This window comes from Thalassomonas sp. RHCl1 (genome assembly GCF_947387555.1).
Lineage (GTDB): Bacteria > Pseudomonadota > Gammaproteobacteria > Enterobacterales > Alteromonadaceae > Thalassomonas.
On record NZ_CANDNZ010000002.1, the window covers coordinates 426062 to 440965 of the forward strand.

The 14904-nt window shown below is 45.4% G+C and carries 13 protein-coding genes; 12 read left to right on the forward strand and 1 reads right to left on the reverse strand.

Annotated features, from left to right (window positions below):
• From QL234_RS07905 to QL234_RS07955, 11 genes are all read left to right on the forward strand, one after another.
• Complete coding sequence (locus QL234_RS07905) at positions 1-2109, forward strand: EAL domain-containing protein (protein WP_281557282.1); 2109 nt, start codon at positions 1-3, stop codon at positions 2107-2109.
• A 319-nt stretch (positions 2110-2428) separates the two neighbouring features.
• Positions 2429-4339 carry a threonine--tRNA ligase gene (thrS, locus tag QL234_RS07910; RefSeq protein ID WP_281557283.1) on the forward strand — a complete coding sequence of 637 codons (1911 nt, stop codon included), beginning with the start codon at positions 2429-2431 and terminating at the stop codon, positions 4337-4339.
• 54 nt (positions 4340-4393) lie between these two features.
• Positions 4394-4942: a translation initiation factor IF-3 gene (gene infC, locus QL234_RS07915; RefSeq protein WP_281557284.1), complete on the forward strand. Its 549-nt coding sequence runs from the start codon at positions 4394-4396 to the stop codon at positions 4940-4942.
• A 171-nt stretch (positions 4943-5113) separates the two neighbouring features.
• Entirely contained in the window at positions 5114-5308 is a 195-nt protein-coding gene (gene rpmI / locus QL234_RS07920) for a 50S ribosomal protein L35 (protein ID WP_044834847.1), read from the forward strand.
• A 15-nt stretch (positions 5309-5323) separates the two neighbouring features.
• Positions 5324-5680, forward strand: coding sequence for a 50S ribosomal protein L20 (gene rplT / locus QL234_RS07925; protein ID WP_044834848.1), 357 nt, complete (start codon positions 5324-5326; stop codon positions 5678-5680).
• Between the two features lie 197 nt (positions 5681-5877).
• Entirely contained in the window at positions 5878-6981 is a 1104-nt protein-coding gene (locus tag QL234_RS07930) for a phosphoribosylaminoimidazolesuccinocarboxamide synthase (RefSeq protein WP_281557285.1), read from the forward strand.
• A gap of 146 nt (positions 6982-7127) precedes the next feature.
• Positions 7128-7949 (forward strand): transporter substrate-binding domain-containing protein, encoded by an 822-nt coding sequence (locus QL234_RS07935; RefSeq protein ID WP_281557286.1) that lies wholly within the window; start codon positions 7128-7130, stop codon positions 7947-7949.
• A 252-nt stretch (positions 7950-8201) separates the two neighbouring features.
• Positions 8202-9182 (forward strand): phenylalanine--tRNA ligase subunit alpha, encoded by a 981-nt coding sequence (gene pheS / locus QL234_RS07940; RefSeq protein WP_281557287.1) that lies wholly within the window; start codon positions 8202-8204, stop codon positions 9180-9182.
• 11 nt (positions 9183-9193) lie between these two features.
• Positions 9194-11602, forward strand: a complete 2409-nt coding sequence (gene pheT, locus QL234_RS07945) for a phenylalanine--tRNA ligase subunit beta (RefSeq protein WP_281557288.1) — start codon at positions 9194-9196, stop codon at positions 11600-11602.
• A gap of 3 nt (positions 11603-11605) precedes the next feature.
• Positions 11606-11902, forward strand: a complete 297-nt coding sequence (locus tag QL234_RS07950) for an integration host factor subunit alpha (protein ID WP_281557289.1) — start codon at positions 11606-11608, stop codon at positions 11900-11902.
• A 239-nt stretch (positions 11903-12141) separates the two neighbouring features.
• The gene (locus QL234_RS07955) at positions 12142-13077 is read left to right on the forward strand and encodes an ABC transporter substrate-binding protein (protein WP_281557290.1); all 936 of its coding nucleotides are present in this window, start codon (positions 12142-12144) and stop codon (positions 13075-13077) included.
• A 77-nt stretch (positions 13078-13154) separates the two neighbouring features.
• On the opposite strand, the gene QL234_RS07960 is transcribed toward QL234_RS07955, so the two are convergent.
• Entirely contained in the window at positions 13155-13697 is a 543-nt protein-coding gene (locus QL234_RS07960; protein WP_281557291.1) for a DUF2937 family protein, read from the reverse strand.
• A gap of 297 nt (positions 13698-13994) precedes the next feature.
• Between QL234_RS07960 and QL234_RS07965 the strand changes: the two genes are divergently transcribed.
• Positions 13995-14594 carry an NAD(P)H-dependent oxidoreductase gene (locus QL234_RS07965; RefSeq protein ID WP_281557292.1) on the forward strand — a complete coding sequence of 200 codons (600 nt, stop codon included), beginning with the start codon at positions 13995-13997 and terminating at the stop codon, positions 14592-14594.
• The last annotated feature ends 310 nt before the right edge of the window (positions 14595-14904 follow it).

Consider the following 14904-nt stretch of genomic DNA (forward strand, 5'->3'; position numbering starts at 1 on the left):
ATGATCAAACAGAGTGTGCTTGTTGTTGATGATAAAAAAGAAAATCTTCATGCCATTAGCCGGGTGCTGGCCAGCTTAGATGTGAATATCGTGACTGCTGATTCCGGTGAAGAAGCGCTGCGCCGGGTGATTAAACAAGCCTATGCCCTGGTTTTGTTGGATGTGCTGATGCCGGGTATGGGCGGGTTTGAAGTTGCAGAGCTGATGCGTTCCAATAAAAATACCCGCAATATTCCTATTATCTTTGTCACTGCCATGAGCCGGGACGCCCAAAATGTCTTTCGGGGCTATGAAGCCGGTGCGGTGGACTATTTACTCAAGCCGATAGAAGCCGGGGTATTGCTGAGCAAGGTCAAAGTGTTACTGGACTTAGATCGCCAGAAGCAGGAATTGGCGCAATCGTTGGCGCAAAAGCAGGCAAGCGAAAAAATCATTCAGGTATTGATGAATGCGCAAACTGACTCGGCCCTGTTATTAGATAACACAGGTAAAGTCCTGGCCCTGAATGAAGTAATGGCCAGCCGTTTGAACAGGCCATTAGCCTCTGTGGTCGGTAATTGCCTGTTTTCCCTGTTGCCTGAGCAGCAAGCTGAGGGGTTGCAGGAACAAATGAGCCAGGTTCAGGAAAGCCACCAACTACAGCACTATGAAGAAAACGTCGGCGACTTGCTTTTTCAGGTGACCTTATTGCCTGTTGTCGAATTTTCTTCGGAAAAAATTCAAACCTTTGCCCTGTTTGCACGTGACATCACCCAAGAGCGCCAGGTAGCCCTGAGGCTTGAGCAGCTGGCCAATTATGATCAGCTTACCGGCTTGAGCAACCGCGCCACCTATTATACCTTCCAGGACAAGCTGATTGCCGGCGCCAGGCGTGAACAACATAGCTTTGCGGTGCTGTTTATTGATTTGGACCGTTTTAAACAGATCAATGACACCTTAGGGCATGACGCCGGCGATCATGTCTTATCCACGGTAGCGTCACGCATCACGGCAGGAGTACGAAAAAGTGATATTGTCGCCCGTTTAGGGGGAGATGAGTTTGCCATTGCCACCGATAAAATAGCCGACCAGCAGCATGCCGCCAATATCGCCGCCAAGCTGATCGCCTGTGTGATCGCGCCGATAGATTACCTGGGGGGTGAGGTTTTTGTTGGCTGCAGTATCGGCATCGCCTGTTTTCCCGATAACGGCAGCGATAAAGAAGCCCTTAACCGGGCGGCGGATATTGCCATGTATGCAGCGAAACGCCAGGGGGGTAACAGTTACTGCTTCTTTGATCCCGAATTGCAACAGCGTAATAATGAACGTACCCGCCTGGTTAACGGTTTGCGCCATGCCTTGGAAAAAGAGCAGATGCGGGTGTATTACCAGCCTAAGTTTTCTGCCTTAACCGGAGAAATGGTGGGGGTAGAGGCATTAATGCGCTGGTGCTTTGATGATAGCGGGATGATAGCACCGTCGGTTTTTATTCCCTTAGCGGAAGAATGTGGCTTGATCATTGAATTTGGCAGCTGGGTCTTTAACCGGGCCTGTATGGAAATAAAAGCTCTCAATGATGAAGAGTTGGCTCTTGGAGTTTTGTCTGTTTCTGTTAATGTCTCACCGAAACAGCTGAAAGTGGAAGGTTTTGATAAACTCATCAGTAAAGTGCTGGAGCAATGCGAGATCCCCCCGGCCCATGTCCAGATTGAACTCACCGAAAGTTTGATTATGGAAGACCCCGAAGCTTCCATTGAAATGCTCAGTATTATCCGTAGCTACGGGATCAGTATTGCGGTAGATGATTTTGGCACCGGGTATTCGTCGTTAAGCTATTTGCGCCGTTTGCCGATAGATACCCTGAAAATTGATATCAGCTTTGTCCGGGAAATAGGCAAAGACAGTGAAAGCGAAGCCATTATAAAAGGCATTATTGCCTTGGCCCATAGCCTGGGATTAGAAACCGTGGCCGAAGGGGTGGAAACCAAAGAACAGGTGGCATTTTTACAGCAGCACGGCTGTAGTTTGCTTCAGGGCTATTATTTTAGCAAACCGGTGGATATTGAAGCCCTGTACCAGTTTAGCCGTGATTATATTCCCATGAACAGCAAGTCTGAGAGTCGTGAATAAAAAGACGATGATAACGCGCTAAAATATTAAGTCTCGACGATTTTATACTTTATGCTCCCATTGATGATTATTTCATGAAAACCTGTTGTCCTTTCATAGCCTTCGGCTTATTATAAGCCCCGTTTTGTTGCCTTAATATAAGTAGGGCTTTTAAAGAAAGGTCTCTTTAAAGTAGTAAAGAGGCGAAATAAGAATTTTCATTAAGTACCAAGCTTTGAAAATAATACACGACAGCCTGAGTTAATCGGTTGTATTTAAAGAATAATATAGATAAACAAGTGACACTTGGTATGTGCCACCACTGTATAAAGGAAATTTCATGCCTGTAATTACTCTCCCTGACGGAAGCCAACGTAGTTTCGACAATGCCGTATCGGTAATGGATGTTGCCCTGGATATCGGCCCGGGTTTAGCCAAAGCCACCATCGCCGGTCGTATCGACGGCCAGTTAGTTGATGCCTGTGAATTAATCACCCAAGATGCGGCGCTGCAGTTAATCACCAGTAAAGATCAAGAAGGCGTAGAAATTATCCGTCACTCTTGCGCGCATTTATTAGGGCATGCCATCAAGCAATTATGGCCGGATACCAAAATGGCCATCGGCCCGGTGATCGATAACGGCTTTTATTATGATGTTGACCTTGAACATTCCATCACCGAAGACGATTTAGTGGTGCTGGAAAAGCGTATGATGGAATTGGCGAAAACCAACTATCAGGTGGTGAAGAAAACCGGCTCATGGCAAGACGCCCGCGATGCCTTTGAAGCGCGCGGTGAAAGCTATAAAATTGAAATCTTAGATGAAAATATCGACCGTGATGACAAGCCAGCGTTGTATCATCACGAAGAATACATCGACATGTGTCGCGGCCCTCATGTGCCTAGCATGCGTCATTGTCATCACTTTAAACTGATGAAAGTGGCCGGCGCCTACTGGCGCGGCGATTCAGACAATAAAATGCTGCAACGGGTTTACGGTACCGCCTGGGCCGATAAAAAGCAGTTAAAAGCCTATATCCAGCGTTTAGCGGAAGCTGAAAAGCGCGATCACCGTAAAATCGGTAAGACCCTGGATTTATTCCACTGGCAGGAAGAAGCGCCGGGCATGGTGTTCTGGCACAACGACGGCTGGACCATTTATACCGAGCTGGAAAAATTTGTTCGTGAAAAATTACACGAATACGACTACGACGAAGTCAAAGCCCCGATGATGATGGACAGATCCCTGTGGGAAAAATCCGGTCACTGGGACAAATACGCCGATGCCATGTTCACTACCGAGTCGGAAAAACGTGAATACGCCATAAAACCGATGAATTGCCCGGGTCATGTGCAGATATTTAACCAAGGCTTGAAGTCATACCGTGATCTACCCTTACGTATCGCCGAATTCGGCTGCTGTCACCGTAATGAACCTTCGGGCTCACTGCACGGCTTGATGCGGGTACGTGGTTTTACCCAGGATGACGCCCATATCTTCTGTACCGAAGATCAGGTGGCGGACGAAGTAGGCAAATGTATCCAGATGGTTTATGACGTCTACGGTTCATTCGGTTTTGAAGAAATCGTGGTAAAACTTTCCACCCGTCCGGAAAAACGCATCGGCAGCGATGAAATCTGGGACAAGGCGGAGCAGGGCTTAGCCCAGGTATTAACCGACTCTAATATCGAATTTGAATATTTACCGGGGGAAGGGGCTTTCTACGGTCCTAAAATTGAATTCACCCTGATGGACTGTTTAGGACGTGCCTGGCAGTGTGGAACGGTGCAACTTGATTTTGCTCTGCCTGAGCGTTTAGGCGCGACTTATGTCGGTGAAGACAATGAACGTTATACCCCGGTAATGATCCACAGGGCGATTTTAGGTTCATTAGAGCGTTTTATCGGTATTTTGATCGAAGAATACACAGGTAAATTCCCGACCTGGTTGTCGCCAATTCAGGCAACGGTAATGAATATTACCGACAAACAGGGTGAATATTGTGAAAAAGTAGTCAAAAAACTGAAAGAAAATGGATTTAGAGCCAAACTAGACTTGAGAAATGAGAAAATAGGCTTTAAAATCCGCGAGCACACTTTGAAGCGCGTTCCGTACTTGTTAGTTGTTGGTGATCAAGAAATGGTCAACGGCGAAATTGCGATACGTACCCGAAGTGGAGAAGATTTAGGTAAAATGTCTGTAGATGCGTTTATCGCAAAATTAACTGAAGAAGTTAATACACGGGCATAATTTTTTTTAATCCAAATACATATTTTAATTTGGTACAAAGTTCTTTGGAGGAACATGGCTATTAAAGGTGGTCAACGAGGCGGACAAAAAGAGCCGGCACATCGTTTAAATGAGTTAATTACAGCAGAAGAAATACGTTTGATTGGCCTTGACGGCGAACCTATGGGGATCGTGTCATTAAACGATGCCATGGATGAAGCCGAAAAAGCGGGTGTTGATCTCGTTGAAATTAGCCCAACGGCCAAACCGCCGGTCTGTCGCGTGATGGATTACGGTAAGTTTCTTTACGAAAAGAGTAAAGAGCAGAAAGAACAACGCAAAAAGCAGAAACAAATCCAGGTTAAGGAAATTAAATTCCGTCCTGGCACAGATGAAGGCGACTATCAGGTCAAACTACGCAACCTGAAGCGCTTTTTAGAAGGTGGCGACAAGGTCAAGGTAACATTACGTTTCCGCGGCCGTGAAATGGCACACCAGGAACTGGGGTTAGAACTTTTGAGTCGCGTTAAAAACGACCTGGAAGAGTTAACCGTAGTGGAGTTCTTCCCTCGCAGAGCGGAAGGTCGCCAAATGGTGATGGTCTTAGCCCCTAAAAAAGGATAATAATTGGTCACAAAAGTAGCCGGAAATAACCTTAGGTTAGATTCGGCTCACCATTATTATCACTATGAACCGGTAGTACGGGCCTACAAGTGAGATCGGCGGGTATTTATATTCGCGAGTATCTTCGCCTCTACTGCTTAATATTTGGCATAACAATGCGGAGTTATTAACATGCCTAAAATGAAAACCAATAAAGGTGCTGCAAAGCGCTTTAAAAAGACAGCTTCCGGCTACAAGTTCAAACAAGCGGGTCTTCGTCATATCCTGACCAAGCGTCGTACTAAAGTTAAGCGTCACTTACGTGCTAAGTGTCAAATCGCTGCTTCTGACATCAAGTCAGTTAAAAAACTTTTACGTCACGGTTAATAGGAGAGATATAAAATGGCAAGAGTAAAACGTGGTGTAGTCGCACGCGCGCGTCATAAAAAAGTTCTAAAGCAAGCTAAAGGTTACTACGGTGCCCGTAGTCGCGTTTATCGCGTTGCTTTTCAAGCTGTAACTAAAGCTGGCCAATACGCCTACCGTGACCGTCGTCAACGTAAGCGTCAGTTCCGTCAACTTTGGATTGCTCGTATTAACGCAGCAGCCCGTCAAAATGGTTTATCTTATAGCCGTTTCATTAATGGTCTGAAAAAGGCTTCTATTGAAATCGACCGTAAGATCCTGGCTGACATCGCTGTATACGATAAAGCAGCCTTCTCTTTCTTAGTTGAAAAAGCGCAAGCTTCTTTAGCTTAATTGAGAAACTGAGACTTTAGGTAAAGGACGCTTCGGCGTCCTTTTTCTTAACCTTAACGGCTTAGCCTGCCAGTTACCGATATTTTAATTGAATAAAGTAACGGATGATATTTTCTGATGTTGTTGAAACCTCAGCAAAGATGTTATCCGTTACTTTTAATTTCAATTTAAATATCAACCTGGAAAGGACTGAAGTCATGAGTCTTGCGGATAAAGTATTAGCAGTAAATAACGATCTTCCCATTCGTACCGACAGTGCCGTGCACAGTGGTAAGGTACGTTCTGTTTATTGGTTAACGGACGAGGACAGCCGCCGTTTAATCAAAGAAAAATCTTATGATGTCAGTGAAGATACCCCGCTGGCGATCATGGTGATCAGCGATCGCATTTCGGCCTTCGATTGCATCTGGCAGGGCGAGGGCGGCATGAAAGGTGTCCCGGGCAAAGGGGCGGCTCTTAATGCCATTTCCAACCACTGGTTTAAACTCTTCAAAGAAAACGGCCTGGCAGACAGCCATATCCTGGATATTCCCCATCCTTTTGTCTGGATCGTGCAAAAAGCAAAACCTGTCATGATCGAAGCCATCTGCCGTCAGTATATTACCGGCTCCATGTGGCGTTCCTACACCAAAGGCGAACGAGATTTTTGCGGTATTGCCTTACCCGAAGGTTTAGAGAAAGACAGCAAGTTACCTGAGCTGTTACAAACCCCGTCAACTAAAGGCATTTTAGAAGGTATTCCCGGTGTGCCTGCGGTAGATGACGTTAACATTACCCGTAAGAATATTGAAGACAACTACCAGGCCTTTAACTTCAAATCCCTCGAAGATATCAGCTTGTATGAAAAGTTATTAACCGAAGGTTTTGATGTGATCTCTGACGCGTTAGCAAAACTGGACCAAATCTTTGTCGATACCAAGTTTGAATTCGGTTATGTCAAAGGCAGAGACGGTAAAGACAAACTTATCTATATGGATGAAGTGGGTACGCCGGACTCTTCCCGTATCTGGGATGGCGAGCAATACCGCACCGGTAAGGTCGTGGAAAACTCCAAAGAAGGTTTCCGCCAGTTACTGCTTAATCATTTCCCTGATCCGGATATCCTGCTAAATAAAGACCGTATGGCGGAGCGTGAAGCCCTGGCCCGGGATAATGAACTGCCTGAGTCGGTGCTGATGGAAGTTTCAAACACTTATACAGCGATTGCCGAAAAAATTACCGGGGAAAAAATCACCCTTTCGGATAATCCTAAAGCGGAAATTATCAGTATCTTGCGTGACCAATACCAGTTAATTGATTAAAGTGTTTCTGACAGGAAAATATTCCTGTTGTTAATCTTTCAAACCCCGCCGATGCGGGGTTTTTTATGCTTGGCAGCTCGTCCAAACCGGGATGCTTTCACATGAGCTAGACTTAACAAACCTGCCTTGTGTTGATTTGGTTGCTCATGGTTTTTTTGTTATCCCGTTTGCTTGTCCTGACAGCCTGCCTTTCATTTATTACCTGTGCGTTTACCGACCCCGGGGTTAAAGCTCAAGGTGAAAAAGAGCAGAAAACCTTAACCATTCATGTCAGCAGTATCTGCCCGTTTCAATGCTTACCCTCAGAATATGGCGGTAGCAGGGGAATATTTTATGATATCAGTGAGCGAATCTTTACCGCGGCCGGCTATAAGTTGCTGCCGGTATATGCTCCTTTTTCAAGGGCTATCCTGCTGGCGCAACAGGGAGAGTTGGATGTTATGACCACTTTGTATAAGGATGAAATCGCCGGGTTATTGTATCCGGATGAAGCTGTCTGTTATGCCAAAGAAATGTTTTTTGTTCGTTCGGGGGATCCCTGGCGCTATACCGGTTTACCATCCCTGGCTGATTTGCACGCCAGTGGCGATAAAGTTTTGGTTTCCCATGGTTATGATTATGGTAATAGGGTATTTAAGCAATTTATGAAAGTTACCCCCGAGTTATTTTTTGTCTTGGGAGGGGCTAGTACCTTTGAAAGGGCGATACACCTGTTGTTGAATAAACGTGTTCGGGTGGTGGTCTTTGACCACTCTGTGATGGCTTATAGTTTAGCCCGGTTGCAGTTGGAGGGAGAAATCATTCCTGCCGGGGCTATGCACCAGGGCAAGAAACTCTATATTAGCATCTCGGCTAAAACGGCTGATGCCGGGAAATTGAGGGAAACCTTTGATGCCGGGTTAAAACAGTTAAAATCAAGCCGGGACTTTCAACAATTGCTGGCAAAATATAACATCAACTTCTTGTAGCCTAGCCGCTAACGTGACTGTTCCATTTGATTATGACCGCGATAAAGTAGTGGAAAATGATCAAGATTTGTTGCATGCAAAGGGTTCGTTATATTGCAAATACTTGTTATTTTCGTACTTATGTAAAATTTTTACTGAAAAGCCAATATTTTACCTACTTTCTCCATTGATTTTTGTGTAAAATCGTTCACCATTTTATTTATTAACTTAGTCTACCCAAATAGCGAATCATATTTCGCATCCGAGGAGATCATGAACTTAGACGACATTATTTTGCAGGCGGAACAAGCTGTCGCTGCTGCAACCGATCCAACGGCACTTGATCAAGTGCGAGTTAATTTTTTGGGTAAAAAGGGATTACTTACCGAACAGTTAAAATCTTTAGGTAAATTACCACCGGAAGAAAAACCCAAAGCAGGTCAGTTGATTAACCAGGCAAAGCAAAAAGTACAACAAATGATCAATGCTCGTGGCGAGTTATTACGCGCCGAGCAGATCAAAGCAAAACTTGCCGCCGAATCTATTGATGTTACTTTACCGGGTCGTGACAATGACTTGGGTGGATTGCACCCGGTTACCCGTACTATCGAGCGTATCGAAAGCTTTTTCGGCGATCTCGGTTTTACGGTAAAATCCGGTCCGGAAGTTGAAGATGACTTTCATAACTTCGATGCCCTGAACATTCCCGAGCACCATCCGGCCCGTGCCGATCATGATACCTTTTACTTTAATCCTAAACTGGTATTAAGAACGCAAACCTCCGGGGTACAAATCCGTACCATGGAAGTGGAAAAACCGCCGCTGCGTATTATTTCGCCGGGCAAGGTATACCGCAACGATTACGATCAAACCCATACCCCTATGTTCCACCAGGTAGAAGGTTTGATGGTCGATAAAGACATCAGCTTTACCCATTTAAAAGGGATATTGCACGATTTCTTACATAACTTTTTTGAAGAAGACCTGGAAATTCGTTTCCGTCCTTCATATTTCCCGTTCACTGAGCCTTCGGCAGAAGTGGATGTGAAAGGCAAAAACGGCAAATGGCTGGAGATCCTGGGCTGCGGTATGGTGCACCCCAATGTCCTGCGCAGTGTTGGTATCGATCCGGAAGTGTACACCGGTTTTGCCTTTGGTATGGGGGTAGAGCGTCTTACCATGTTGCGCTACGGCGTTAACGACTTACGCTCATTTTTTGAAAATGATCTTCGCTTCTTAAAACAGTTCAAGTAGGAAAGCCAACAATGAAATTTAGTGAATCCTGGTTACGTGAATGGGTGAATCCTGCCATTTCATCTGAAGAATTAACCCACCAAATCACCATGGCTGGCTTGGAAGTTGACGGTGTTGACCCTGTTGCCGGCGAATTTACCGGTGTTAAAGTCGGTGAAGTGATTGAATGCGGCCAGCACCCGGATGCCGATAAGTTACAGGTAACCAAAGTTAATTTAGGCGATGAAATTGTTGATATCGTTTGTGGCGCCAAGAACTGTCGTTTAGGGTTAAAAGTTGCCGTGGCCACCGTAGGTGCGGTATTACCGGGTAATTTTAAGATCAAAAAAGCCAAACTACGCGGCCAGCCTTCGTTTGGTATGCTGTGCTCTGAATCTGAGCTTGGCCTGGAAGAAACCTCAGACGGTATTATTGAATTGCCATCAGATGCGCCAATCGGTACCTGTGTGCGTGAATACCTGAACTTAGATGATGTCACTATCGATGTCGATTTAACCGCCAACCGCGGTGACTGTTTAGGTATTAAAGGTCTGGCCCGTGAAGTCGGCGTATTAAACTCACTTGCCGTGAATGAAGTTGAGACGCCTGCGGTATCGCCAAGCATCGATGATAAGCGCGAGATCACCATCAGCGCCGGTGAAGCTTGCCCGCGTTATTTAGGCCGTGTGATCAAAGGCATTAATGTCAACGCGGTATCACCGCTGTGGTTAGTAGAAAAACTGCGTCGTTGTGGTGTACGCAGCATAGACCCTGTTGTCGATGTGACTAACTACGTTCTGCTTGAGCTTGGTCACCCGATGCATGCGTTTGATTTGGCGAAAATTGATGGCGGTATCGATGTGCGTTTTGCCAACGAAGGTGAAAAGCTGGTACTGCTGGATGAAAATGAAGTGACGTTATCAAGCAATACTTTAGTGATTGCCGATACTGGTTCCGGTGAGAATAACGGCAACAGTAAAGCCCTTGCTATGGCGGGTATTTTCGGTGGTTTGCATTCAGGTGTTACCGCTGACAGCCAGGATATTTTCCTGGAAAGTGCCTTCTTTGCACCTCTGGCCATTCTGGGCAAAGCCCGCCAATACGGCTTGCATACCGATGCTTCTCACCGCTATGAGCGTGGTGTCGATCCCCAGTTGCAGCATCAGGCAATGGAACGTGCGACCGCGTTGTTATTAGAGATTGTTGGCGGTCAGGCCGGTCCTGTGATTGAAGCCAAGCATGAAAGCCATATCCCGGCAGAAAAAAACGTCACTCTTCGCCGTGAAAAACTCGACGGCCGTATTGGTTTCCATATTGAAGACAATACCGTGACTGAGATCTTAGCACGTCTGGGTTTCACCGTTGATTTTAGCAACGACCGCTGGCAGGTGGTTGTCCCCGCCTACCGTTTCGATATTTCAATTGAAGTGGATTTGATTGAAGAAGTCGCGCGTATTTTTGGCTACAACAATATCCCGAATGTTTCACCGACTGCCAAGCTGACCATGCCTACGCACCGTGAAGCCGAGTTGTCTGTGGCGAAATTGCGCAATACTTTAGTCAGCCGCGGTTATCAGGAAGCCATTACCTACAGCTTTGTTGATCCTAAGGTACAAGAGCTGCTTCACCCGGGTCAGGAAGTGATGACCTTGCCACACCCGATTTCCTCGGAAATGTCGGTGATGCGTCTGAGCATGTGGACCGGCTTATTGCAGGCGATGTCTTATAACCAGAACCGCCAGCAAAACCGGGTACGCTTGTTTGAAACCGGTTTGCGTTTTATTCCGGATGAAAGTGTTGAAAACGGCGTGCGCCAGGAGCAAATGCTTGCCGGTGTGATCTCCGGTCAGCGCAATGATGAGCACTGGCAGATGGAAAAAGCCGCCAGTGACTTTTATGATATTAAAGGTGATGTTGAAGCCTTATTGTCATTAACAGCCGATGCCGGCGCTTATGAATTTTCCCAGGCAGAAATTGATGCTTTGCACCCGGGACAGACGGCAGCGATCCATAAAAATGGCAAGCTTGTAGGCCACATTGGTACCTTACATCCTGAATTAGAAAGGAAATTAGGACTTAATGGCCGGACATTAATGTTCGAAATATTATTGTCTGAAGTATTAACTCAAAAACTACCTGAGGCACGCGATTTATCTCGCTTCCCGTCGAATAGACGTGACATTGCCGTGGTGGTTGAAGAGCAAATAAATGCTAATAAAGTGTTACAACTTATTGAAAAGGTTGGCGGAAATTATTTAGTTGATCTAAACTTGTTCGATGTATATCAGGGCAAGGGTATAGAACCCGGCTTTAAGAGCCTAGCGATTGCCATGATATTACAAGATCATGACAAGACTCTTGAAGAGAAAGATATTAACGAAGTCGTTAATCGCGTGGTTGATACGTTAAAAGTTGAACTAAATGCATCACTGAGGGATTAAGCAATGGCGCTGACCAAAGCAGAAGTAGCAGAACATTTATTTGAAAAAGTCGGGTTAAGCAAGCGCGACGCCAAAGAAATGGTTGAAGTATTCTTTGAAGAAATACGTGGAACCTTAGAAAGCGGCGAGCAGGTTAAACTTTCCGGATTTGGTAACTTTGATCTTCGTGAGAAAAGTGAACGTCCCGGGCGTAATCCGAAAACCGGTGAAGATATTCCTATCTCAGCACGTAAGGTAGTGACATTCAGACCGGGACAAAAATTAAAAAGTCGCGTAGAAGCGGGAAATCAGGATAACTAACTGATTTTCACGTGATAAACTTTACAGCTTATCACGCAGACTTTTGATATGGATATCCCGATAAAGGCCGCATTGCGGCCTTTATTACGTTATAAAGGATGTTCTATTAAGCTTATTTGGGTTTGATGCAGATAAGCGCAAAAACCTCCCCTAAACCTGCCCCTATCTCCCGCTCAGTGCTCAATTGCATAACCTTTCCTATACTTTTAGGGCTTGAATGTTCGATAGTGAGAGAGGTTATGAAAAAATTATTAATGCTCCTGGTTTTTTCGTTAATAACAACTGCGACCAGCTATGCTAAAAAACCTGTGATTTGCGGCTCCAACTGGCCGGTTTGGGAAGTGGTACATGCCATGGCTGAGCTCAATCAAATTGATGAGTTTGAGTATCGCTATGAAAAATATGAAACCTGTGTTGCTGCCTTTCAGTCGGGAGTCAGGGACATGACTTTTGTCACCCTGTATGACTTTATCGCGATGCAGCGCATAAAAAATAACGGTGTGGTTCTTGCCGCCACCGATTACAGCTCGGGAGGCGACGGCGTGGTGCTGCATGGCAACAGCGGTTCGCTAAACGGGAAAAAACTCGGGCTGCAGTCGAACTCGATTTCCCTGTATTTCACCCATCTTTTCCTGAAAAAACAGGGCTTGTCATTAAATGATATCCAAATCATCAATGTCAGCAGTGATAAAGTCAGCGAGGCATTCCTTAAAAACAAACAACTAGCCGGTGTCGTCGGCTGGAATCCTAATCTGGATGAGGCCATCAAGGGGGGAGGGAAGTTGACCGCCACCAGTGCTGATTTTCCGGAAAATATTTTTGATCTGGTGGTGGTAAACCGGGATGCGTATAAGAAAAACCCTGAGCTTTATCATAATTTTATTAAGAAGTATTTTAACGCCGTTAATGACAAAGCGGTGCTGGCTAAAATGGCGATGCTGTCGCAAGTGCCGGTGAAGGAGTTTGAACTTTGGCTCAGTGATGCACACATTTATAAAGATGCGACTGGTTCATTGGCTGCCTTTCCCCGAATGAAGGCGGTAGCCGACGAAGTACAGGCATTTTTTAAAATACCGCCAACATCCCTGAAAGGCCGGATACGTAAATCTTTCGGCGATGTGTCACTTAATACCGAGCAACTATTTGACGACTCGATATTAAAAAAGCTGAAATAGGTTTAAGCAATAAGCTTTGTCAGCCGGGGTAAATTTGCTTATGAGTTTATCCAGGTTGCGGGCTTGCCAGGACAAAGCTAAGTCAGCGGGCCCCGGGTAATGATTTGATTGTTTGCCGAGAGTCTGCGGATCAAGCGTTTCACCGCAATAGCGAGTAAATTGCCCAGTAACAGTAAGACAATGGCAAAAGTTGCGCCTGTGGCTAAGGCATGCATGTCCAGCGGCACAGCCAGCTGATATTGCCTGAGTGTGGCAGTTGCCAGCTCGGGATCGATTTGGGTGATAAAATAATATAAGCGGTTCAGGTAGTCCCCTTGCTGCAGATTAGTCAGGCTCTGGTTAAATCCTTCAATACGCAGCATCAGGTTTTCTATCATCTGTCCTGTCTGTTGGAACACATCATCGCTATTGCTTTGATAACGTTCGATCAGGGCCAGTAAATTTCCCTGAAACTGATTATCGGCAATGGCCTGGAATTGATCCAGCTGGTAATGGGCTTCGTGTAAATGGCCGGATAATCTTTGCATATATTGCTGCATAAATTCGGGTAACTGTAACCCCAGGATAAAAAAGACAGTAAACAAACAACGATCAATTAAAGTGGCTAGCATTTTAGGCATAAGCAGTATCTTTTGGCATAGTATCGCTCTTTAGACAAGGACTATTGCCGTCAAAGTCCTTGAACAACTAATATTATACGCGATTAATCTCAATATACGAGAAATCCACTCATAAAGTTATTTGCATATATATCAATGGCTAACAGAGAGTTTAAAACCGTGAAAATTAGCCAGGCAAGATACTGGTAACGGTTTAACTTGTTCATTCGAATAAATAGGATGATATCTTAGTTTTTTTGTGTTTTTAATCTTAATTATCGATAGATAAAATGGCCTCACAAATTTGAGGAGTAGCACATGTCTAAGATTCTAGTATTAAATACCGGCCTGAACGGCGAGCAAAGTAATTCCACTAAATTCACCCAAATGTACCTGGATGTCAGAAAATCATCGGGGTTAGTTGATGAGGTGACTGTGCGGGATCTCAATGATGAGCAACTGCCTCATTTAAGCGCACAGGAAATGCAGGCCTGGATGACCCCGGCGGAGCAGCAAACGCCGCAGCAACAGCAATTGGCTAAGTTATCGGATGAATTGATCGATGAGCTGATGGCCCATGACATTATTGTTATAGGTATGCCCATGTATAACCTCGGCGTACCTTCTACTTTTAAAGCCTATATCGACCGGATTGCCCGTGCCGGTAAAACCTTCAGCTATACCGAAAATGGCCCGCAAGGTTTAGTCAATAATACCAAGGTGGTGGTGCTTGCTGCCCGCGGCGGCATGTATCAGGGAACCCCTATGGATACCCAAACCGGTTTTATTAAAGGTATTTATGGCTTGATGGGCATCAGTGAGGTGGACTTTATTTATGCCGAGGGCCTGAACATGGGAGAGGAAATTGCCGAAAAAGCCTGGGTAGCGGCCAATGAGCAACTCGAGCAAACGGTATAAGTAGTAATATTTGTTAACAATCAGCCTTCGGGCTGATTTTTTTTGCCATATCGCTGAGATCCCCTTGCCTGTGCTGTGTCGACCTTAGCGACAAGGGGATAGTGGGTTAACTAAGTCTCTGATAACTACAGATAAAGCTAGACTTCCTGTTATCTGGCTTTTATGATTTCCCGGCCAGTACCGGTATTTTTAAAATCATTGCTGGCGTGCATGCTGAACCCAAGATAGACGGTTCAGGTATTTTAGCATTGCGTAAGCCGGTTTCCCGATAAAAATACCGCGGCAATTTTCCATCAAATAAAGAGTCACT

What these genes read in the sequence shown, in the direction of transcription:
- QL234_RS07905 (WP_281557282.1), top strand. Translation starts at nt 1, where the DNA reads ATGATCAAACAGAGTGTGCTTGTTGTTGATGATAAAAAAGAAAATCTT.
- thrS (WP_281557283.1), top strand. Translation starts at nt 2,429, where the DNA reads ATGCCTGTAATTACTCTCCCTGACGGAAGCCAACGTAGTTTCGACAAT.
- infC (WP_281557284.1), top strand. Translation starts at nt 4,394, where the DNA reads ATGGCTATTAAAGGTGGTCAACGAGGCGGACAAAAAGAGCCGGCACAT.
- rpmI (WP_044834847.1), top strand. Translation starts at nt 5,114, where the DNA reads ATGCCTAAAATGAAAACCAATAAAGGTGCTGCAAAGCGCTTTAAAAAG.
- rplT (WP_044834848.1), top strand. Translation starts at nt 5,324, where the DNA reads ATGGCAAGAGTAAAACGTGGTGTAGTCGCACGCGCGCGTCATAAAAAA.
- QL234_RS07930 (WP_281557285.1), top strand. Translation starts at nt 5,878, where the DNA reads ATGAGTCTTGCGGATAAAGTATTAGCAGTAAATAACGATCTTCCCATT.
- QL234_RS07935 (WP_281557286.1), top strand. Translation starts at nt 7,128, where the DNA reads ATGGTTTTTTTGTTATCCCGTTTGCTTGTCCTGACAGCCTGCCTTTCA.
- pheS (WP_281557287.1), top strand. Translation starts at nt 8,202, where the DNA reads ATGAACTTAGACGACATTATTTTGCAGGCGGAACAAGCTGTCGCTGCT.
- pheT (WP_281557288.1), top strand. Translation starts at nt 9,194, where the DNA reads ATGAAATTTAGTGAATCCTGGTTACGTGAATGGGTGAATCCTGCCATT.
- QL234_RS07950 (WP_281557289.1), top strand. Translation starts at nt 11,606, where the DNA reads ATGGCGCTGACCAAAGCAGAAGTAGCAGAACATTTATTTGAAAAAGTC.
- QL234_RS07955 (WP_281557290.1), top strand. Translation starts at nt 12,142, where the DNA reads ATGAAAAAATTATTAATGCTCCTGGTTTTTTCGTTAATAACAACTGCG.
- QL234_RS07960 (WP_281557291.1), bottom strand. Translation starts at nt 13,697, where the DNA reads ATGCCTAAAATGCTAGCCACTTTAATTGATCGTTGTTTGTTTACTGTC.
- QL234_RS07965 (WP_281557292.1), top strand. Translation starts at nt 13,995, where the DNA reads ATGTCTAAGATTCTAGTATTAAATACCGGCCTGAACGGCGAGCAAAGT.